Annotated in this window: 15 protein-coding genes; 12 read left to right on the top strand and 3 right to left on the bottom strand. The window is 73.1% G+C overall.

Annotation, left to right across the window (positions count from 1 at the left end):
* Positions 1-142: 142 nt before the first annotated feature.
* Positions 143-1411: a serine--tRNA ligase gene (gene serS, locus EDD28_RS05150; RefSeq protein ID WP_123738629.1), complete on the top strand. Its 1269-nt coding sequence runs from the start codon at positions 143-145 to the stop codon at positions 1409-1411.
* On the top strand, positions 1408-2412 hold the full coding sequence (locus EDD28_RS05145) for an HAD family hydrolase (RefSeq protein WP_342769921.1): 1005 nt from the start codon (positions 1408-1410) through the stop codon (positions 2410-2412). Before serS ends, EDD28_RS05145 begins: the two co-directional genes overlap by 4 nt.
* A 21-nt stretch (positions 2413-2433) precedes the next feature.
* Here EDD28_RS05145 and EDD28_RS05140 read toward each other — a convergent pair whose 3' ends face one another.
* Entirely contained in the window at positions 2434-3654 is a 1221-nt protein-coding gene (locus EDD28_RS05140; protein ID WP_245967928.1) for a substrate-binding domain-containing protein, read from the bottom strand.
* Positions 3651-5843: a heparinase II/III family protein gene (locus tag EDD28_RS05135; protein WP_123738628.1), complete on the bottom strand. Its 2193-nt coding sequence runs from the start codon at positions 5841-5843 to the stop codon at positions 3651-3653. Before EDD28_RS05135 ends, EDD28_RS05140 begins: the two co-directional genes overlap by 4 nt.
* A 251-nt stretch (positions 5844-6094) precedes the next feature.
* Between EDD28_RS05135 and EDD28_RS05130 the strand changes: the two genes are divergently transcribed.
* The 9 genes from EDD28_RS05130 (at position 6095) to kduD (ending at position 16177) form a co-directional block, all read left to right on the top strand.
* Positions 6095-8161, top strand: coding sequence for a DUF2264 domain-containing protein (locus tag EDD28_RS05130; RefSeq protein ID WP_245967927.1), 2067 nt, complete (start codon positions 6095-6097; stop codon positions 8159-8161).
* Positions 8162-8240: 79 nt separating this feature from the next.
* Positions 8241-9605, top strand: a complete 1365-nt coding sequence (locus EDD28_RS05125; RefSeq protein ID WP_123738627.1) for an ABC transporter substrate-binding protein — start codon at positions 8241-8243, stop codon at positions 9603-9605.
* A gap of 60 nt (positions 9606-9665) precedes the next feature.
* A complete protein-coding gene (locus tag EDD28_RS05120; protein ID WP_245967926.1) occupies positions 9666-10643 on the top strand; it encodes a carbohydrate ABC transporter permease in 978 nt (325 codons plus the stop codon).
* Positions 10643-11530, top strand: a complete 888-nt coding sequence (locus tag EDD28_RS05115; protein WP_123738626.1) for a carbohydrate ABC transporter permease — start codon at positions 10643-10645, stop codon at positions 11528-11530. The genes EDD28_RS05120 and EDD28_RS05115 overlap by 1 nt, the downstream gene beginning before the upstream one ends.
* 3 nt (positions 11531-11533) lie before the next feature.
* Positions 11534-12304, top strand: coding sequence for a ferredoxin-NADPH reductase (locus EDD28_RS05110; protein WP_123738625.1), 771 nt, complete (start codon positions 11534-11536; stop codon positions 12302-12304).
* A 60-nt stretch (positions 12305-12364) separates the two neighbouring features.
* Positions 12365-13615 carry a glycoside hydrolase family 88 protein gene (locus EDD28_RS05105; RefSeq protein ID WP_123738624.1) on the top strand — a complete coding sequence of 417 codons (1251 nt, stop codon included), beginning with the start codon at positions 12365-12367 and terminating at the stop codon, positions 13613-13615.
* Between the two features lie 10 nt (positions 13616-13625).
* Positions 13626-14525 (top strand): fumarylacetoacetate hydrolase family protein, encoded by a 900-nt coding sequence (locus EDD28_RS05100; protein WP_245967925.1) that lies wholly within the window; start codon positions 13626-13628, stop codon positions 14523-14525.
* Positions 14526-14539: 14 nt separating this feature from the next.
* Positions 14540-15361: a 5-dehydro-4-deoxy-D-glucuronate isomerase gene (gene kduI / locus EDD28_RS05095; RefSeq protein WP_123738623.1), complete on the top strand. Its 822-nt coding sequence runs from the start codon at positions 14540-14542 to the stop codon at positions 15359-15361.
* Positions 15362-15394: 33 nt separating this feature from the next.
* A complete protein-coding gene (gene kduD, locus EDD28_RS05090; protein ID WP_281272543.1) occupies positions 15395-16177 on the top strand; it encodes a 2-dehydro-3-deoxy-D-gluconate 5-dehydrogenase KduD in 783 nt (260 codons plus the stop codon).
* Positions 16178-16412: 235 nt separating this feature from the next.
* On the opposite strand, the gene EDD28_RS05085 is transcribed toward kduD, so the two are convergent.
* Complete coding sequence (locus EDD28_RS05085) at positions 16413-18968, bottom strand: glycoside hydrolase family 2 protein (protein WP_123738622.1); 2556 nt, start codon at positions 18966-18968, stop codon at positions 16413-16415.
* Between the two features lie 95 nt (positions 18969-19063).
* Between EDD28_RS05085 and EDD28_RS05080 the strand changes: the two genes are divergently transcribed.
* The gene (locus EDD28_RS05080) at positions 19064-20365 is read left to right on the top strand and encodes an AGE family epimerase/isomerase (protein ID WP_123738621.1); all 1302 of its coding nucleotides are present in this window, start codon (positions 19064-19066) and stop codon (positions 20363-20365) included.
* Positions 20366-20390 lie beyond the last annotated feature (25 nt).

Raw genomic sequence — 20390 nt, 5'->3', positions numbered from 1 at the left:
CGCCAGCGTCCGGAGGGCCCCGCGCGCTCGACGGCGACGCCGTCGAGCTGTTCGCCGCGTCGTGGTCGGGGCTGCTCGCCGCGCGGTTGCCCTCGTCGTCGGCTGAGCCGCGCGGGCTCCCCGGCCCGACTACCCTCGAGGGGTGATCGACATCAAGGCCCTGCGAGAGAACCCCGACCTCGGGCGGGAGAGCCAGCGCCGCCGCGGCGCCGACCCCGCGCTGGTCGACGCGGTCCTGGCGGCGGACGAGCGCCAGCGCGCCCTGCTGACCGGGTTCGAGAACCTGCGCGCCGAGCAGAAGGCGGTCTCGAAGTCGATCGGGAAGGCCTCGCCGGAGGAGCGCCAGGCCGTCCTCGGTCAGGCGCGGGAGCTCGCCGAGCGGGTCAAGGCCGCCGAGCAGGACGCCGACGCCGCGACGGCCGAGCGCGACGCGCTGCTCGCCCGGTTCCCGAACATCGTGCTGCCCGCGGTGCCGTCCGGCGGGGAGGACGACTTCGTCGTGCTGCGCCACGAGGGCACGCCGCGCGACTTCGCCGCCGAGGGCTTCGCGCCGAGGGACCACCTCGAGCTCGGCGAGTCGCTCCGCGCGATCGACATGGCCCGCGGGGCCAAGGTCTCCGGCTCGCGGTTCGACTACCTCACGGGCGTCGGCGCGCGGCTGGAGCTGGCGCTGCTAAACGCCGCGATGGACCGCGCCGTCGCGAACGGGTTCGTCCCGATGATCACCCCGACGCTGGTCAAGCCCGAGGTGATGGCCGGCACCGGCTTCCTCGGCGAGCACTCCGACGAGATCTACTACCTGCCGGCCGACGACCTCTACCTCGTCGGGACGAGCGAGGTGGCCCTCGCCGGCTACCACGCGGACGAGATCCTCGACCTGACGGACGGCCCGCTGCGCTACGCCGGCTGGTCGAGCTGCTACCGCCGCGAGGCCGGCGCCGCGGGCCGGGACAGCCGCGGCATCGTGCGCGTCCACCAGTTCAACAAGGTCGAGATGTTCTGCTACGTCCCAGTCGAGGAGGCCGAGGCGGAGCACGAGCGGCTGCTGGGCTGGGAGGAGGAGATGCTCCGGCTCGCCGGCCTCCCCTACCGCGTCATCGACACCGCCGCCGGCGACCTCGGCACGTCCGCCGCGCGCAAGTTCGACTGCGAGGCGTGGGTGCCCAGCCAGGGCGTCTACCGCGAGATGACCTCGACCTCGAACTGCACGACCTTCCAGGCGCGCCGGCTCGGTATCCGCGAGCGGACGGCCGACGGGCGCACCCGGCCCGTCGCCACGCTCAACGGGACGCTGGCGACGACGCGGTGGATCGTCGCCATCCTCGAGAACCACCAGCAGGCCGACGGGTCAGTGGTCGTGCCCGAGGGCCTGCGGCCCTACCTCGGCGGGCTCGACGAGCTGCGCCCATGACGGACGCTGTCGGACGCTCCGGGTCGGCCGGGTCGGCCGGGTCGGCCGGGTCCGCCGGGTCGGCCGGGTCGGCCGGGTCGGCCGGGTCCGCCGGGCGTGCGCGGCACGTCCGGCCGTGGGAGGAGACGCCGCGCTTCCACGCCGAGCTGGCCGGCCCGGTCCTCGACCTCGCCCGCGAGATCGACGGCCCCGAGGCTCCCGCGGCGCGCGGCCCGCTCGTCGGGCTCGACATCGACGGGACGCTGCTCGGCCACGACGGGTCGCTGCGCCGCGAGGTCGTCGAGGCCGTGGCCGCGGCGCGGTCCGCCGGCGCCGAGGTCGTGCTCGCGACCGGACGCTCGATCCCAGCGGTGCTGCCGGTCGCGGAGTGGCTCGACCTGGCGTCGGGCTACGCCGTGTGCTCCAACGGCGCCGTGACGATCCGGCTCGATCCCTCGCTGCCGCGCGGCTTCGAGATCGTCGACGCGGTGACGTTCGACCCGTCCGAGGCCGTGCGCGCGCTGGTCGCGCAGGCGCCGGACGTCCTGGTCGCGGTCGAGGAGCTCGGCGAGGGGTTCAAGGTGACGGCGCCGTTCCCGGCCGGTGAGCTCGTCGCGCCGACCGCGGTCGTCGACCTCGAGGAGCTGCTGGCCCGGCCCGTCTCGCGCGTGACGCTGCGCGCCCCCGGTCGCGACTCCGCCCACTTCATCGAGCTCGTCGAGCGTGTCGGCCTGCAGGGGGTGAGCTACGCGATCGGCTGGACCGCGTGGCTCGACCTCACCCCGCCCGGCGTCTCCAAGGCCTCCGCGCTGGAGCGCGTGCGCGAGCTGCTCGACGTGCCGGCCGGTGCGACCGTGACCGTCGGCGACGGCCAGAACGACCGCGAGATGCTGGAGTGGGCCGGCCTCGGCGTCGCCATGGGCAGCGCCGACGCCGGCACGATCGCGGTGGCCGACGCCGTGACGGGCCACGTCGACGACGACGGCGTGGTCGCCGTCCTCCACGCCCTCGTGCGCCCGTAGGTCACCGGCGGCGCCGGGGGGTCACGCCGTGTCGGGCGCCTCGCCCGCCCCTCGCGGGGTCGCCGCCTCCGGCGGGGTCGGCGGGGTGCTCGTGCCGCGGACCCGGAGCGACGGGGTGATGACGACGCGGTGCGTCGGCCGCCCCGGGTCGGCCAGGCGGGCGACGACCAGCTCGACGGCGGCGCGACCGACCGACTTGCGCGGCGGCCGGACAGCCGTCATCGGGGGCGAGAACAGCGAGACGACCTCGTCGTCGTAGGCGACGATCGACAGGTCCCGCGGCACCTCGAGCCCCTGCTCCTCGGCGTGCTGGGCGACGCTCATCGCCTCCGGGTCGGCGTGCACGAGCAGCGCGGTCGTGCCGGTCGCGCGGCACGCCTCGGGGATCGGGTCGAGCGCGGAGTCCCAGGTCGGGTCCTTCTTGTCCGGGACGACGACCTCGAGCACGCCCGGCTGGTCGGGACCGGGCAGCCCGAGGTGGGCCAGCTCCGCCACCCAGCCCGCGCGGATCGCGGCCGAGTGCGGCGAGTGCAGCGTGTGGACGAGGCCGATCCGGCGGTGTCCCAGCTCGGCCAGGTGCCGGACCGCCATCCGCGCGCCGAGCACGTGGTCGGTCTCGACCGACTCCAGCGGCGTGCGGTGCACCTCCTCGGCGCCCTCGCGCTCGACCAGCACGACGGGGATGTCGAGCGAGTCGAGCCACGCCAGCGTCTCGGCCGCGGTCGGGACGTCGAGCCGCGGGGCCACGATGATGCCGGCGACGCCGCGCTCGACGAGGCGCAGGAGCTGCTGGCGGTCGTCGTCGGACTCGTAGGAGGAGCCGCGCAGCACGAGCCGCAGCCCCGCCGCGCGGGCCGTCTGCTCCGCCGTGCGCACGACGTCGGGCCAGTAGTAGTCGAGCGAGGGCACGAGCATGCCGATCCGCCCGCGGTAGCCGCCGCCCTTCCCCGGCCGGCCGGCCGGGTCGCCCGCGTCGTCGCCGGAGGCCGCGTCGCCCGCCGCGCCCGCCGCGCCGGGCTCGCCGGGGCGCTGAGCGCCCGCGTCCTCGAGCAGCGTCGCCCCGCCGTGCACGCGCCGGAGCAGGCCCTCGTCGGCGAGCTGGGCGATGTCGCGTCGCACCGTGATGGCGGAGACGCCGGTCTGGGCCACGACGTCGCGCAGCCGGATCGTCCCGTGCTGGCGCAGCAGGTCGAGCAGGAGCTCCCGGCGTGACGTCGGGAGCAGGGAGTCGGGCTCGCTCACGGGTGCTCCTGCGGTGTCGTGGCCGATGTGGCGGGTGTGATGGAGGACGGAGGCGAATCGGGTGTCGTCGGCATCATGCCCGATGGCGGGCGCGGTGTCGCGATGTCGTCCGGCCGCGTCGCGACGGTCTCGATCCAGCCGCGCGGGGCAGCGGTCGCGAGCGTGAGCCGGGTGAGGCGCTCGCCCCAGACGTCGCGGTGCATCGGGTCGGTGAGCTCGCGCGAGGCGACGGAGACCGTCACCGGCGCGTCCGAGCGCCAGGTCAGGCGGACGGGGACGCCCCCGCCGACCGGTGTCACGTCGACCCAGCCGTCGCCGCGGGTCACCTCGCCGGCCAGGACGTGGTGGACGTCGCTGGTGCCGGCAGGGCCGCGCAGGTCCCACGCGTCGAGCACGCGCACCGACCCGTCGGGCTCGATCGTCGCGGTGCGCCGCCAGGTGCCGTCGGCGCCCGGGTAGGCACCGGTCAGCTCCAGCGACAGACCACGGGCCGATGCCGGTGCTCCCGCGTCGAGGAGGTCGCCGCCGACGAGCGCGACGTCCCGGGCCGCGTGCCGCGCGCCGACACCCTGGGTCAGCCCGGCGAGCGTCGGGACGGAGTGCCACGGGCTGGTCAGGCACCACTCGTCGTAGCGGTCGGGCCCGAACGTCCCGGCGGTGTAGGTCGGTCGGCCGACGTCGACGACGACCGGGACGCCGGCCGCGTCGACGATCACCTCGCCGACGTCCAGGTGGTTGTGGTGCTCGCCGTTGTGGCCGCCCTTGACGGTGAGACCGAGACCGCCGGACCGCTCGCCGTCGCCCGCCGGCGGGAGCGAGAGGACCTCGACCGACGGCCACCAGGACGCCGTCCGGTGCGGTGCGGCGGACGGGCCGCCGGGCTCGGCTGCCGAGTGGGGCGCCGCGGTGGACCACTCCTCGTCGGCGAGCGCGCGCAGGCAGCGGCCGAGCCCCGAGCTGATGACGAGCAGCTCACCGCCGGCGGCGTCGCGCCGCTCGAGCGCGAACGACGCGGACGGCGGGTCGCCCAGCCAGCGCGCCGCGCGGAACAGGGCGTGCCACGGCATCACGTGGTCGGGTCGGGCCTGTCCGTCGGCGACGTTGAGGAACCAGTCGCCGCCGAGGTGGCAGCGGCGGGGGAAGGTCGCGGTGGCGCGCAGCACCGGGAGCGCGGCGGCGTCGAGGGCACCCCCCGTCGCGCCGCGCAGCAGGTCGAGGGCCTCGATGGCGCGGCAGGCGCCGTTCCACCAGTACCCGTAGCCCTCGTCGATGGCGCCGTCCGCCGGGAGCACCGCGAGGTAGCGGTCCAGCCCCTCGACGCACAGCTCGACCACGCGGAGGCGGCGGGGGTCGTCGGCGTCGAGCAGGTGGAGCGCGGCGACCAGCACGTTGCCGTGGATCCACGGGTTCCAGTTGTGGACGTCGCCGTCGAGGCCGATCCAGTGCCAGTCGCGCCGGTCGAGGAACGGCGTCAGGACGCGTGCGTCGACCTCGCGGCGGATGCGCTCGCGCAGACCGGGCCAGCGCGCGTCGAGCCGGTCGCCGAGGAGGGCGTCGATCCAGGCGAGCTGGGCGGCCACCTCGCCGGCGCCGAGGTCGAGGTAGGGGGCGTCGGGGTCGGGCAGGACCCAGCCGCGGCGGGCGCGGGCGTCGTCGTGCGCCGGCCAGCACCACGTCGACTGCTCGGCGAGCAGCAGGACGCCGTCGGCCACCGCGTCGAGGAACGGGTCGCCGTCGATGCCGTCGGGGTCGTCGCTGCCGTCGGCCCCGGCGACGAGCGCGGCGAGCGCCGCGCGCGTGAGCCGGTCCTGACGCTCGAAGACGACCCGCTCGTAGGCGTCACGGTTGCCGTCGCGGTGCATGCGGGCGAGCAGCGTCGCCGGGAGCGTCGCCCAGGGGAGCGCCAGCTCCTCGTGCGCCAGCCCCAGCCAGGAGCCCGGCCGGCCCGCCGGTGCTGCGTCCGGGCCGGCGGGGGGAGTGCCCACCGGCCGGGGTCGGGGCAGGTCGACGGGGTCGAGCAGGACGGTGGGGAGCACCGCGCGCCAGTCCGGGAACGCCGCCGCGAACGGCCGGGCCGCCGCCGTCGCGTCGCCGTCCCGGCCCGCGTCGCTGCCCGGCTTCCTGGCCCGCTCGGCCCCGGGGGCCGTGTCCGCCCCGGGGGCCGTGTCCGGCAGGGTGGCATCCGCCATGGCCAGCTCCTCTCGTCGCTTCGTCGTCGATGCTCGGCTGCGTCACACCCTACGCCATGAATGATCGTTTCTGATCGAAAACCGGACCAGTGTCACCAAATCGTGATCTAGACCGGTCGGTTTCCGGTTGACGTGATCGAACTTGAACGTCCACACTAGGGACCGATCGAACATTCGTGACCGTCACGATCACGCGAGCATCGCGGGACGTGACCGCGGAGAAGTCCGATCACGCAGGCAAAGGAGCAGGTGTGAACACGACGCAGGAGCAGACGCTCGGCCGTCCCGAGGCCGACGCCGCGCCCTACTGGTCGCGCGAGCAGTGGCAGGAGCTCGCGGCGTCCATGCTGCGCACGGCCCAGCGGTACGCGTCGCCCCGGCACGGCCGGATCACCTACCCGGGCGCCGAGGGCGGCTACGGCCACGCGGTCGACGGGCTCGAGGGGTTCGCCCGCACGTTCCTCGTCGCCGGCTTCCTCGTCGCAGGCAACCGCGGCGAGGACCCCGAGGGCTTCCTCGACTGGTTCGCCGAGGGCGTCGCCGCCGGCACCGACCCGGACGCCGATCCGCAGGAGCGGTGGGTCCGCCTGGACGAGCACGACCAGGCCAAGGTCGAGGCGGCGTCCCTCGCCCTCGTCCTCGACCTCACCCGGCCCTGGCTCTGGGACCGCCTCGACGCGGTCGTCCAGCGCCGCGTCGTCGAGTACCTCTCGCCCGTCGTCGGCGACGAGACCTACCCGAGGAACAACTGGCTCTGGTTCCGCGTCGTCGTCCAGACCTTCCTCCGCTCGGTCGGCGGCCCGTGGTCGGCGGACGACATCAGGTCCGACCTGGCCCGTCACGACTCCTACGTCCAGGCCGACGGCTGGCTGACGGACGGCACGGAGCGCGCCTACGACCACTACGTCGGCTGGGCCCTCCACCTGTACCCGACGCTCTGGGCCCGGATGAGCGGCGCCGAGGACCTGGCGGCCGACCGCGTCGAGCGCGACCGTGCGGCCCTCGACCGGTTCCTCGCGGACGCCCTCGCGCTCGTCGGTGGCGACGGCTCGCCGCTGATCCAGGGTCGCAGCCTCATCTACCGGTTCGCCGCGGCCGCCCCGTACTGGGTCGGCGCCATCGCCGAGGTCCCCTCCCACCCGCTCGGCCAGCTCCGCGCCGCGGCCAACGCCGTCGTCGCGCACTTCACCGACCGCGGCATCCCGGGCGAGGGGTTCCTCACGATGGGCTGGCACGACGAGTGGCGCGAGCTCGCGCAGAGCTACTCCGGCCCGTCCTCGCCGTACTGGGCAACCAAGGGCCTGGTCGGCCTGCTCCTCCCCGCCGACCACCCGGTCTGGTCGGCGCCGCGCGTCGCTCTCCCGGTCGAGCAGGGGGTGGCGCGGTACGTCGCGGCCCCCGCCTGGGCGATCAGCGGCACGGCCGACGACGGCATCGTCCGCATCGCCAACCACGGCAGCGACCACGCGTCGCTCAGTGCCGACACCGGCGACTCCCCGCTCTACGCGCGCCTCGGCTACTCCACGGCCACCTTCCCGCTGCTCGACGCGGAGTCCTGGGTCGCGCCGCTCGACCAGGCGGTCGTGCTCGTCGACGCCGCCGGCCGGCGCACGCACCGCGCCGGGATGGCGGTGCTGGCCCCGCCCGCCGCCGTGACGGACCCCGAGGGGTCGGACGTCGTCACCGCCGCGTCGCGCGCCGACGCCCACTGGATCACGCCGGCCGAGCAGCAGGTCCGCCACGGCAGCGGCGTGGCCGGTGAGGTCGCCCCCGCCGGCGAGCTCACCACGGTCTCCGTCCTGCGCGGGGCCTGGGAGGTGCGGCTCGTCCACGTCGCCGCCCCCGCGCCCGAAGCGCTGGCGCTCGAGCTGGGTGGGTGGCCGCTGGCCGGGAACGCCGGGGAGGCGGCCGAGGAGGCCGTCGTCGCGGTGACGTCCGGGCCTGCTGGGCCCGCCGACGAGGACGGGCCGGGCGCGAGCGCGCCCGCCGTCGCCCTCGCGAGCGGCGGACGGACGGCGGAGCTCCACGCGCTCGACGCCGGCTGGGACGGCGCGCGCGTCGAGCGACGCCGCGACGCGTCGCCGCTCGGCGCCGAGGCGGCCGTCGGCGTGCTGACCGCCGCGCCGGCCGAGGGCTGGCACGCGGCGGCGATCGCGCTGACCGGCACCGGCGCCGACGGTGCCGTCACCCCGGGCGAGCCGCCGCGGCTCACCCTCACCGACTCCCACGCGCGCATCGCGTGGGCCGACGGGGTCGTCACGACGGTGACGCTCCCCACCATCCCCGCAGCAGGGGGCCAACGGCGTTCCGACGCCTGATCCCGACGCCCGGGTTCGGGCTCGGAACCGCGTGGGGCCTCACCCCGCGCGGTGCAGCACTCGAAGGAGAGGACAAGCAATGAAGCGCAGCATCCTGGTGGGGGTCGCCACCCTCGCCGCAGCAACCCTCACGCTCAGCGCGTGCGGTGGGGGCAACGGGTCCGGTGACAGCACCGGTGGGACCGACGCCTCGACCGGGTCGACGTCCGAGGGCACCGACGGGGGTGACACGGGCTCCGACGAGCCGGTGACGCTGTCCCTCGCCGGCTGGAGCCTCGAGACCACGCCGGAGTTCAAGGTCCTCGCGGACGGGTTCTCCGCCGAGCACCCGAACGTCACGATCGAGCTCAAGGACTACGACGCCGCCAACTACGAGACGCAGATCACCGCGGACCTCGCGGGCGGCTCGGCGCCGGACCTCTACACGATCAAGCAGCTCATGTCGTTCCCGACGTTCCAGGAGGGCGGCCAGCTCATGGACGTCTCCGACGTCGCGGGTGGCCTGTCCTCGGACATCAACGGGCTGGCGAACTACGAGGTGGACGGCGTCACGTACGCGATCCCCTACCGCCAGGACGCGTGGTACCTGTACTACAACAAGGACCTGTTCGACGCGGCCGGGGTCGCCTACCCGGACGGCACCTGGACGTGGGAGGACTACGACGCCGCGGCCGAGAAGCTGACCTCGGGTCTCGCCTCCGCCGGCAAGACGGACGTCAAGGGCACCTACCAGCACTCCTGGCAGTCGCTCGTCCAGGGCTTCGCCAACGCGCAGGCCGGTGACGCTGACACGTTCTTCGCCGCCGACTGGGACTACATGGTCCCGTTCTACGAGGACGCGCTGGCCCGCCAGAGCGCCGGCTCGCAGGTCGACTTCGGCTCGATCACGACGAACTCGCTCACCTACCAGGGTCAGTTCGGCACGCAGAAGACCGCGACCATGCTCATGGGCTCGTGGTACGTCGCCACGTACCTCGCGCAGCAGGTCTCCGGTGACGCCGAGACGTTCAACTGGGGCTTCGCCCCGGCCCCGCAGCTCGACGCCGCCGCGACCTCCTCGCCCGTGACGTTCGGCTCGACGACCGCGATCGGCATCAACCCGAAGATCGACTCGGCCAAGGTCGACGCCGCCAAGGAGTTCCTCGCCTACATCGGGTCCGAGGCCGCCTCGGTCGAGCTGGCGAAGATCGGCATCATGCCGGCCTACACCACGCAGCCCGTCGCCGACGCCATGTTCGGTATCGAGGGCATGCCGACGGACGACCTGTCCAAGTCGGCCTTCTCCGACCAGACCGTCGGCCTCGAGGTGCCGATCGGCTCGAAGTCGAACGCGCTGAACAACGTCCTCAAGGACGCCCACACCGAGATCATGTCGGGCAGCGTCGCGCCGGCCGACGGCATCGCCGCGGCCGCCGACCGGGCCAAGTCCGAGGTCCTCGGCTGATCCTGCTGGTCCGGCCCGGCGCACCAGCGCCGGGCCGGACCCGCACCTGAAGGAGACCAGATGTCCCAGATGCCAACGGCGGCGGTGATCGACGGCCGTGACGCGGGTGTCCCCGGCGCGGCCGGAGCTCCCGGCGTGCCCGGCGCCCCGCGCCGCCGACCCGGCAGCAGGCTGAAGCTGCGCAACGCCCTCATCGGCTGGACGTTCATCCTGCCGAACTTCATCGGCTTCGCCGTGCTCACGCTCGTGCCCGTCATCGTCCTGATGTACCTCGGCTTCACGAAGTGGAACGCGTTCGGTGCCGCCACCTTCGTCGGGACGGACAACTTCCAGCGGCTCGTGTCGGACAAGACGTTCCACACGGCCCTGTTCAACACGGCCTACTACGCCGTCTTCCACATCCCGCTGACGCTCGCGGTGTCCCTCGGGCTCGCGATGCTGCTCAACCGCAAGATCCGCGGCATGGCCTTCTTCCGGACGGTCGCGTTCTTCCCGTACATCACCTCGATCGTCGCGATCGCCGTCGTGTGGAACATGCTGTTCTCGCCCGAGGCCGGCGTCATCAACCAGTTCCTCATGGCGATCGGGATCGACAACCCGCCGGGCTGGACCAACTCGACCGACTGGTCGATGCCCGCCGTCATCATCGTCGGCACGTGGCGGGACATGGGCTACTACATGCTCCTGTTCCTCGCCGGCCTGCAGGCCATCCCGGCCGAGCTCTACGAAGCCGCCCGGATGGACGGGGCGAACGCGGTCCAGCGGTTCTGGAACGTCACCATCCCGTGCCTGCGCGCGACCACGTTCTTCGTCACGGTGATGCTCACGATCAACAGCTTCAAGGTCTTCGACCTCATCCTCGTCATGACCAACGGCGGCCCCGGCACCTCGACGCTCGTGCTGTCCCAGTACATCTGGCGCAAGGGCTTCGAGGAGAACGACTTCGGCTACGCGTCGGCGGTCGCCGTCGTGCTCTTCGCCATCTGTCTCCTGGTCACCGTCGTGCAGTTCCTCGTGAACAAGAGGAGGGAACGCTGATGGCGACGCTCAGCCTCGACCCGCCCCAGCTCCGGCTGGACGAGACCCGGCCCGACCCGAACCGCGCGCGGCGCATCATCGGGCGCACGATCCTGTACGTGGTGCTCGGCATCGCGTCGGTGGCGATCATGCTGCCGTTCGTCTGGATGATCATCGCCTCGCTCAAGACCAACAACCAGGTCTTCGCGGTGCCGATCCAGTGGGTGCCGGACCCCGTCGTCTGGAGCAACTACCTCGACATCTGGACCAAGGCCAACATGTCGACCTGGCTGCGCAACACCCTCGTCCTCGCGGTGAGCGTGACGTTCCTCCAGGTCCTCACCGGCAGCTTCGCCGCATACGGCTTCGCGAAGACCCGCTTCCCCGGGCGCGACGTGCTGTTCCTCGCCTACATCGGGACGATCGCCGTCCCGTGGCAGGCGTACATGATCCCGCAGTTCATCATCATGTCGAAGCTCGGCCTCAACAACACGCTCTGGGCGATCCTCGCCCTCCAGGCGTTCGGCGCGTTCGGCGTGTTCCTCATGAAGCAGTACTACGAGTCGATCCCGGACGAGCTGTCCGAGGCCGCCCGCATCGACGGTCTGAGCGAGTACGGCATCTGGCGACGGATCGTGCTCCCGCTGTCCGGCCCGGCGATCGCGACGCTCGTCCTGCTCACGTTCGTCAACACGTGGAACGACTACCTCGGCCCGCTCATCTACCTGCGCGACCCCGACATCTGGACCATCCAGATCGGTCTGAAGTCGCTCGTCTCGCAGTACAACGCCGAGTACGCGCTCATCATGACCGGCTCGGTGCTCTCGGTGCTGCCGATCGCGATCATCTTCCTGGCGGGGCAGCGGTTCTTCGTCCAGGGCATCGCGACCTCGGGGATGAAGGGCTAGCCGATGGCGACGACGCAGCAGGCCCGCGGTGCTCGCGGCGGCCTCCTCTCCCGGATCCCGCGGCCATCGGCCGACGTCTGGGAGACGGTGTTCGGGGTGGTGTACGTCGTCATGGCGACGAACCTCCTCCTCGCGCTCGCGGGCCTGCCGCTTGTCGTCCTGCTCATGACGACCGACCCCCGCGCCTCGTGGCCGGCCCTCGCGATCGCGGCGGTCGCCGCGTTCCCGGGGCTCGGCGCGGCCGCGGCCGTCTTTTCCGGCTACACGGTGCGCCGCTCGACCGACGTCGTGCGCACGTTCCTGACCTCCTGGGTGCGTCACCTGCGGCGGATGCTCGTGCTCGGGCTGACGTGCGTCGGCGTCGCGACCATCGTCGCCCTCGACGTCGTGTGGCTGCTCGGCGGCCTCGACGCGGCGGAGGGCGGCGCGGGCGCCGGGCCGGCCGGCCCGCTCGGCGCGGTGCTCGTGCCGTTCCTCGGGATCGTCGGGGCGCTCGCGCTGTCCACGACGATCCTCGCCGTCGTCGCCAGCGTCGAGCGCCCGGACGCCCGCCTGCGCGACGTGCTCAAGGCGTCCCTCTACCTGGGGCTGCGCCGGTGGTACCTCACCGTCGGCTCCTTCGTGGTGCTCGGGATGCTCGCCGGGCTGTTCACGCTGCACCCAGCCCTCGCCCTCGGCCTCGCCGCCGCGCCGCTGCTCTACGTGGTGTGGAGCAACGCCCGGTTCAGCCTCCGACCGGTCCTGCCGGTCGGGGCCGAGGCCGCCCCCGAATGACCGATCCGACTCGCGGCCCCCGCCGCACACGCGGCACCGCCGCAGACTAAGGACAGTGCAATGACTGAGAGCGTGACGCCCACGGTGGGCGGATCGACGGCCGCGCCGGCGACGACCTCGCTGGCGGCCGCGACCGATGCGGCCCTCGCCGTCGTCGACGAGAACGTCGGGACGTTCGGCGACCGCTATCCCGGCGACACGACGATCGGCGGACGCTACGAGCTGCGCCCGGCCGCGCGCATCAGCGGCCGGGACCTCCCGCCCGGGAGCAACTACGAGTGGACGACGAGCTTCTGGCCCGGCGAGCTCTGGCTGGCGTGGGAGCTGACCGGCCGGGACGTCTACCGCGACCTGGGTCTCGCGCACGTGGCGAACTTCGTCTGGCGGGTCGAGGAGGAGGTCGACCTGCACACGCACGACCTCGGCTTCCTCTACACGCTCGCCTGCGTGACGCCGGACCGCCTCGTCGGCTCGCCGGAGGGGCGGCGCGCGGCGCTCGCGGCCGCCGACCACCTGATGAAGCGGTTCCTTGAGCCGGCCGGGATCATCCAGGCGTGGGGCGACCTCGAGACGAGCCCCGAGCAGCGCGGTCGGACCATCATCGACAGCCTGATGAACATGCCGCTCCTGCACTGGGCGAGCGAGCAGACCGGCGACCCGCGGTACGAGGACGCGGCCCGTCGGCACGTCGCGCAGCTCCGGGACCGGATCGTCCGCGACGACGACACGACGTTCCACACGTTCCACTGGGACGTGGCGACGGGCGAGCCGCGGTTCGGCAGCACGCAGCAGGGCTACGCGGACGACTCGTGCTGGGCGCGCGGACAGGCGTGGGGCATCTACGGGTTCGCGCTCAACCACCGCTGGACCGGCGAGGCGACGTTCCTCGACACGGCCGTGCGGTGCGCCGAGTACTTCCTCGCTCACCTGCCGCGCGACCGCGTCGCGTACTGGGACCTCGTGTTCAGCGACGGCGACGACCAGCCGCGCGACTCCTCGGCCGCCTCGATCGCGGCGTGCGGGCTGCTCGAGCTCGCGGCGGAGCTCGAGCGCTCCCCGCGGGGCGGCGAGCTGAGCGCGGCCGATGCCGAGCGGGTCGAGCGCTACCGCCGCGAGGCGCGCGAGATGGTCGACTCGCTCGCCACCTCCTACGCGGGCGGCGCGGCCAACGGCTCGAACGCGCTGCTCCTGCACGGCGTCTACGACTGGCGCACCGACAAGGGCGTCGACGAGGGCAACCTGTGGGGCGACTACTTCTACCTGGAGGCGCTCATGCGGCTCCAGCGTCCCGACTGGGTCCCGTACTGGTGAGGCGGGCGTCGTGAGGCTGGTGACGTTCACCCCGCGCGCCGGCGACGGTCGCGAGATCGGTGACGGGCGAGGGACCACGCGGGTCGGCGCGCTGGTCGAGGACGGCGTGCTCGACCTGTCCGACGCGCTCGGCGTCGCCGACCTGACCGAGCTGCTGCGGCGGGACCTGCTCGGGGCGGCGCGCGACGTCGTCGCCCGCGGCGGCGGATCGGTGCGCTCGCGCGAGGCCGTGCGGCTGGAGCCGCCGGTGCGCCCGCGGGCCGTCCTGTGCATCGGGTACAACTACCGCGGTCACACCGGCGACGTCCCCGACCCGGAGTTCCCCGACGTGTTCGTCAAGACGCCGAACACCGTGATCGGCCCCGAGGACCGGCTCCTGCTGCCCCCGGAGAGCGAGTGCGTCGACTACGAGGCCGAGGTCGCCGTCGTCATCGGGCGGTCCTGCCGCGCGGTGACCCCCGCGACCGCGCTCGACCACGTGGCCGGGTACACGATCTTCGACGACGTCTCGGCGCGGGACTGGCAGGGCCGCACCAGTCAGTGGACGCTCGGGAAGTCCTTCGACACCTTCGGCCCGCTCGGCCCCGCGCTCGTGACGCCGGACGAGCTGGGCGACCCGCAGGTGCTGGACGTCGAGCTGCGCCACAACGGGCGGCTCACCGTGTCCTCCAGCACGGCGCGGATGATCTTCACCATGGCCGACCTCGTGTCCTACGTGAGCCAGGCCATCACGCTCGAACCCGGTGACGTCATCGCCACCGGCACCCCGCAGAAGCTCCCGGAGGCGCTCGCCGCCCCGGCCCCGCTGGCGGACGGCGACGTCGTCGAGATCTCGATCACGGGTCTCGGCACGCTCCGTACCGCCGTCACCGCAGCGCCGGACCCGCGTGGGTCCGGCGCGCCCCGATGAGAGGAAGTACCCCCATGTCCGTCACCCGTCTGTGGAGCTCGCACCCCGATGATGTCGCCCGTCTCGATGGTGGGCAGCTGCGTGAGCGGTTCGTGCTGTCGGGGTTGTTCACCCCGGGGGAGGTGTCGTGGGGGTATGCGCACGATGATCGGCTGCTGATCGGTGGGGTGGTCGTGGAGGCTGGCGTGCTGGTGAGGTTGGAGGCGCCGGAGATCATCGGGGCGGAGTTCCTGCTGGAGCGGCGTGAGCTGGGTCTGGTCGGGGTCGCGGGCCGGGTCGAGGTGAGCGCGGATGGTGAGGTGTTCGGTCTGGGTGAGCAGGACGTGCTCTACCTGCCGTTGGGGACTCGGGACGTCACGTTGGCGGGTGAGGGCGCGGTGTACCTGGTCTCGGCGCCGGCGCATCATCGTGGGAGTGCGGAGCTGGCCTCGCGTGAGGGTGTGGAGGCGGTCGTGCTGGGGTCGGCGGAGCGGTCCAACCACCGCACGATCCGCAAGTACATCCATGCTGACGGGATCGCGTCGAACCAGCTGGTGCTGGGGATCACGACGCTGGAGCCGGGGTCGGTGTGGAACACGATGCCGCCGCACGTGCACCCGCGGCGCACGGAGGCGTACCTGTACACGGGGTTGGGTGAGGACGTGCTGGTGCATCTGATGGGTCGCCCGGACGCGACGCGTCATCTGGTGCTGCACGAGCGGGATGTGGTGGTGTCTCCGCCGTGGTCGATCCACACGGCTTCGGCGACGGGGGCGTACTCGTTCGTGTGGGCGATGGCCGGGGAGAACGTGGACTACGGCGACGTCGAGGGTGTGGACCCGCTCGGGCTGCGCTGAGCGGCGCGGGCCGATCGGGACTGACGAGGGTTGATGAGGGAGAAGCTGATGATTCTGGACGCGTTCAGGCTGGACGGGAAGGTCGCGGTCGTGACCGGGGGCGGGCGTGGGCTTGGCCTGGGGTTCTCGCTCGCGCTCGCGCAGGCGGGGGCTGATGTGGTGATCGTGGACCGCACCGGGTCGCCGGAGGCGGTCGAGGCCATCGAGGCGCTGGGTCGGCGGGCGTGGGCGATCCAGGCCGACCTGCTCGCCGCGACGCCGGAGCAGGTGCGTGAGCTGGTGGAGGAGATCGCGCGCACGGCGGGGCGGATCGATGTCCTGGTGAACAACGCGGGGATCATTCGCCGTGAGCCGGCGATCGACTTCACGAGCGAGAACTGGGCGGAGGTCATCGATCTCAACCTGTCGAAGGTGTTCTACCTGTCTCAGGCCGTGGCGCGGGTCATGGCCGCGCGGGGCGAGGGCGGGAAGATCATCAACATCGCCTCGATGCTGTCCTTCCAGGGCGGGAAGATCGTCCCGTCCTACACCGCGTCGAAGTCCGGGATCGCGGGCCTGACCCGGGCCCTGGCCTCGGAGTGGTCCGGGTTGGGGATCAACGTCAACGCGATCGCCCCGGGCTACTTCGCGACCGACAACACCGCCCAGCTCCGCGCCGACGACACCCGCTCGGCCGAGATCCTCGCCCGCATCCCCGCCGGACGATGGGGCACACCCGCCGATCTCCAGGGCGCCGCGGTGTTCCTCGCCTCACCCGCCTCGGACTACGTCCACGGCTCCATCCTCCCCGTCGACGGCGGCTGGCTCACCCGATGACCCCCGCACCCGACCGCCCCTAGTCCCCGGGCACCGGCCCTCTATAGCCCCCCGGCACCGGCCCTCTAGCCGCCGCCCCGGCCCCTAGCCCCCGAAGCCGCGCGCCCCCTCCGATACCGGGGTGGATCGGATCGCGAATGACGATCCGATCCACCCCGATATCGGAGGACGGGGGTGGGTGACGGGGTTGGGCGGCTGATGGGACTGGACGGGTGACGGGTACCCGCGGGTCTCGTCAGGGGAGCGGCGTGCCGATCGGGTCGCCGTGGAGCTGGTTGGCGCTGCGCAGCACGCGCGGGTCGGTCGCGGCGGCCGGGTCGATCGGCCCGTCGCCGCGCAGCGTGAACGTCACCGACTCCCCGGGCAGCAGCGACACGAGCGACCGGTCGACGCTCGCCGAGCGGTCCGCCCGGTCGGCGAGCACCACGACGTCGCGGACGTAGCCGCTCGCCGTCACCGTGACGACGGCCCCGTCCGGGGTCGAGGTCGCCGAGGCGGCCGGGGCCGCGGGGTCGAGCCGCTGGTCGACGACGTCGGCCAGGTCGTGCACCACGCGCGCCAGGCCGTCGGGCGCGGTGGCCCCGTCCGCGGCGTCGAACGTGACGACGACGATCTCCTCGCTCGCGTCGGCCGGCGTCATGACCGCCTCGGCGAGCGCCCGTCGGGCGTGGCCGCGGGCCGACACGTCGAGCGGGAACGACTCCTCGGCCAGCACGGCACCGTCGAACCTCGTCCGCCGCGCGGTCACCACCAGGCGGAGGGGCGTCTCGGTGTCGTTGAGCACGACGAGCTCGTGGGCGCCGTCCGTCCCGTCGACGTCCACCGGCTGGATGGTGGCGTATCGCGGTGCGAACACGTCCCGCAGCGCGTACCAGAGCGGCTTGCGGCGCTCGGCGTAGTCGACCGCCGCCCACGACACGACCGGCCAGTCGTCGTTGAGCTGCCACACGACGGCGCCCGTGCAGCGCGGGGTGAGCGAGCGGAACCACGCGATCCCGAACGTGATCGCGTGCGCCTGGTTGAGCTGGGTGACGAGGTGCCAGTCGTCGATCGTCCGGGGCGCCGGCAGGTGGGACAGGTAGCCGCGCTCGAGCTTGAGGTTCCCCTCGTTCGCCTTCTGGTGGACGAGCATCTCGTGCCCGTAGGGATCGGCGGGGGAGTCGTGCACGACGTCGAACAGCGTCGTCCACGCCGGCGGTCCCTGGAAGCCGAACTCGGCGACGAACCGCGGGCGCCACTCCCGGTAGGACGTGTAGTCCTTCGCGTTCCACACGTCCCAGATGTGGACCGTGCCGTTCGCGGGGTCGTTCGGCGTCATGAGCCGGCTCGGTGAGAACGGGCTGCCGGGGATGTACGGCCGCGTCGGGTCGAGCTCGGCGAGGATCGCGGGGAACGTCTCGAAGTAGTACCCGGCGCCCCAGGTCCGGCCAGCGAGCTGCGCGCGCCAGCCCCACTCGACGTAGCCCCAGACGTTCTCGTTGTTGCCGCACCACAGCACGAGGCTCGGGTGCTTCGACAGTCGCGTCACGGCCTCGCGCGCCTCGGCCTCGATCTCGCGCGCCAGCCAGTCCTCCTCGGCGTAGGCGGCGCAGGCGAGCAGGAAGTCCTGCCAGACGAGGACGCCCTCGCGCGAGCAGAGGTCGTAGAACTCGTCGCTCTCGTACAGGCCGCCGCCCCAGACACGCAGCAGGTTGATGTTCGCCTCGGTCGCGTCGGCGATCCGCCGCTCGAGCCGGGCGCGGTCGACGCGGGTGACGAAGGCGTCGTCCGGGATCCAGTTCGCCCCGCGGACCTCGACGTCGCGGCCGTTGACGCGCAGGACGAACGGGGTGCCGGCGTCGTCCGGGGTGGTGTCGATCTCGACCGTGCGGAAGCCGATCGCGTGGCGCCAGGCATCGAGCGGGGCCGCGTCGTCGTCGCCGTCGTCGGCGAGCGTGACGACGACGTCGTAGAGGTCCGGCTCGCCGTGCCCGCGTGGCCACCAGAGCCGCACGTCGGGCACGACGACGTCGACGACGCCGGACGTCGTCACCGCCCCGCGTCCGGTCCAGGTCGCACCGTCCCGGGAGACCGCGACGGTCACCGGACGCGGACGCGGGACGCCCTGCTGGGTGAGCGTGACGTGGGCGTGCAGCACGCCCGTGCCGCCGACGAGCTCGACGAGCGGGCGGACCGAGTCGATGCGCGCCGAGCTCCACGACTCGATGCCGATCGAGCGCCAGATGCCGGACGAGGCGACGTCGATGCCCCAGTCCCAGCCGAAGCTCGAGGCCATCTTGCGCAGCGCGTTGTAGGGGTGGTGATTCACGTGGAACAGCTCGCCGCCGTTCTCCTCCTGGCGGCGCTCGGCGGCCGGGACGGGTGCGGCGAACGTCACGGCGAGCGTGTTCTCGCCCTCGCGCAGCAGGTGACCGACGCTCCACCGGTGGCTGCGGTGCTGGTTCTCCGTCGTCGCGACGACCGTGCCGTTGAGCTCCACCGTCGCGAGCGTGTCGAGGCCGAGCGCGACGAGATCGTGCCGCTCGTGGCCGTCGCCGCCCGGTCCGCCGGGCGGCGACCACTCGAAGGTCCGCTCGTAGCGCCAGTCGGTCGAGCCGATCCACTGCTGGGCGGCCTCGTTGTCGCCGTCGAACGGCTCGGCGATGAGGCCGGCGGCGAGCAGGTCGAGGTGGACGCAGCCCGGGACGAGTGCCGGGACGGTCACGTCGACCAGGTCGGCGGGGACCGGCGAGGGCTGACCGGTCGGCACGGCGGTGACGGTCCAGGCGCCGTCGAGGGACAGGGTTGGCATGGGGACTCCGGCGTCGTCGATGGCGGGAAGAACGCGGACTGCAGCGCTGGAACGAGCGTAGTCAGCGAACTGGACACGGGTGGCAGGATCGAGCCATGACGCGCACTTCCGCACCCGCAACGCCCGCCGACGTCCGCGCCGCGATCGACGCGCCGCTGACCTGGCTGGGCACCGACTCCCACGCCCGCTGGCTCGAGGAGCACACCGACTCGCTCCTCGCGTTCGCCTCCGGCAGCGCGATCGACGCCGGGTTCGGCTACCTCGACGGCGAGGGCGAGATCAGCGACACCGACCCCGCCGGGGAGTCCGAGCTGTGGATCACCTGCCGGATGATCCACTCGTTCAGCCTCGGCGTGCTGCTCGGGCGTCCCGGGTACAAGGTGCTCGTCGACCACGGTCTCGGTGCGCTGCAGCAGGTGTTCGCCGACGACGAGAACGGCGGCTGGTTCTCCAAGGTGACGCCGGACGGGCCGTCGGCGCCGGTCAAGGAGGCGTACGCGCACGCGTTCGTGCTGCTCGCGACGTCCTCGGCCCTGCTCGCCGGGGGGCACGGCGCCGCGGAGCTGCTCGCCGAGGCCAAGGCCGTGCACACGGAGCGGTTCTGGAACGAGGACGAGGGCATGGCCGTCGAGTCCTGGGACGCCGGCTGGACCGAGTGCGAGGAGTACCGCGGCGTCAACGCGAACATGCACACGGTCGAGGCGTACCTGGCCGTGGCCGATGCGACGGGGGAGACCGTGTGGCGTGAGCGGGCGGTGCGCATCCTGCGCCGGGTGCTCGGCTACGCGCAGGAGTACGCGTGGCGGATCCCGGAGCACTTCTCGACGTCGTGGGAGCCGCTGCCCGACTACAACACCGACGAGCGCGCGCACCCGTTCCGGCCGTACGGGGCGACCGTCGGGCACTGGTTCGAGTGGGCGCGGCTCGCGCTGCACGCCCGCGCCGCCGAGCTCGAGGCCGGTGCGGCCGACGACGACGTCGCGTGGCTGCTGACGGCCGCGTCGGCCCTGTTCGAGACCGGGGTCCGCGAGGGCTGGGCGGTCGACGGGGCCGACGGCTTCGTCTACACCGTCGACTTCGAGGGCGAGCCCGTGGTCCGCGAGCGGATGCACTGGGTGGTGACCGAGGCGATCGGGGCCGCGGCCGCGCTGTGGCGCGCGACCGGCGACCAGGAGTACGCCTCCTGGTACGAGGCGTGGTGGGACTACGCGCAGCTCTACCTCATCGACGACTCCGGGTCGTGGGTGCACGAGCTCGACGTCGAGAACTACCCCGCGGCGACGGTGTGGGTCGGCAAGCCGGACATCTACCACGCGATCCAGGCGTCGCTCATCCCGCGGCTGCCGCTGTGGCCGGCGCTCGCAAGCGGCATCAAGGCGGGGCTGCTCGACTCCTAGGGGCGACCGGCTGCCCGGCGCCGGC

The sequence above is a fragment of the Salana multivorans genome (assembly GCF_003751805.1).
Classification (GTDB): domain Bacteria; phylum Actinomycetota; class Actinomycetes; order Actinomycetales; family Beutenbergiaceae; genus Salana; species Salana multivorans.
This window is presented reverse-complemented; position numbering and strand designations above follow the sequence as displayed.

Bases quoted from the DNA above. Each gene is read 5' to 3' on its own strand.
- EDD28_RS05085 (WP_123738622.1), bottom strand. From the start codon at position 18,968: ATGCCAACCCTGTCCCTCGACGGCGCCTGGACCGTCACCGCCGTGCCG.
- EDD28_RS05120 (WP_245967926.1), top strand. From the start codon at position 9,666: ATGTCCCAGATGCCAACGGCGGCGGTGATCGACGGCCGTGACGCGGGT.
- kduI (WP_123738623.1), top strand. From the start codon at position 14,540: ATGTCCGTCACCCGTCTGTGGAGCTCGCACCCCGATGATGTCGCCCGT.
- EDD28_RS05115 (WP_123738626.1), top strand. From the start codon at position 10,643: ATGGCGACGCTCAGCCTCGACCCGCCCCAGCTCCGGCTGGACGAGACC.
- EDD28_RS05080 (WP_123738621.1), top strand. From the start codon at position 19,064: ATGACGCGCACTTCCGCACCCGCAACGCCCGCCGACGTCCGCGCCGCG.
- EDD28_RS05135 (WP_123738628.1), bottom strand. From the start codon at position 5,843: ATGGCGGATGCCACCCTGCCGGACACGGCCCCCGGGGCGGACACGGCC.
- kduD (WP_281272543.1), top strand. From the start codon at position 15,395: ATGAGGGAGAAGCTGATGATTCTGGACGCGTTCAGGCTGGACGGGAAG.
- EDD28_RS05105 (WP_123738624.1), top strand. From the start codon at position 12,365: ATGACTGAGAGCGTGACGCCCACGGTGGGCGGATCGACGGCCGCGCCG.
- EDD28_RS05125 (WP_123738627.1), top strand. From the start codon at position 8,241: ATGAAGCGCAGCATCCTGGTGGGGGTCGCCACCCTCGCCGCAGCAACC.
- EDD28_RS05145 (WP_342769921.1), top strand. From the start codon at position 1,408: ATGACGGACGCTGTCGGACGCTCCGGGTCGGCCGGGTCGGCCGGGTCG.
- EDD28_RS05110 (WP_123738625.1), top strand. From the start codon at position 11,534: ATGGCGACGACGCAGCAGGCCCGCGGTGCTCGCGGCGGCCTCCTCTCC.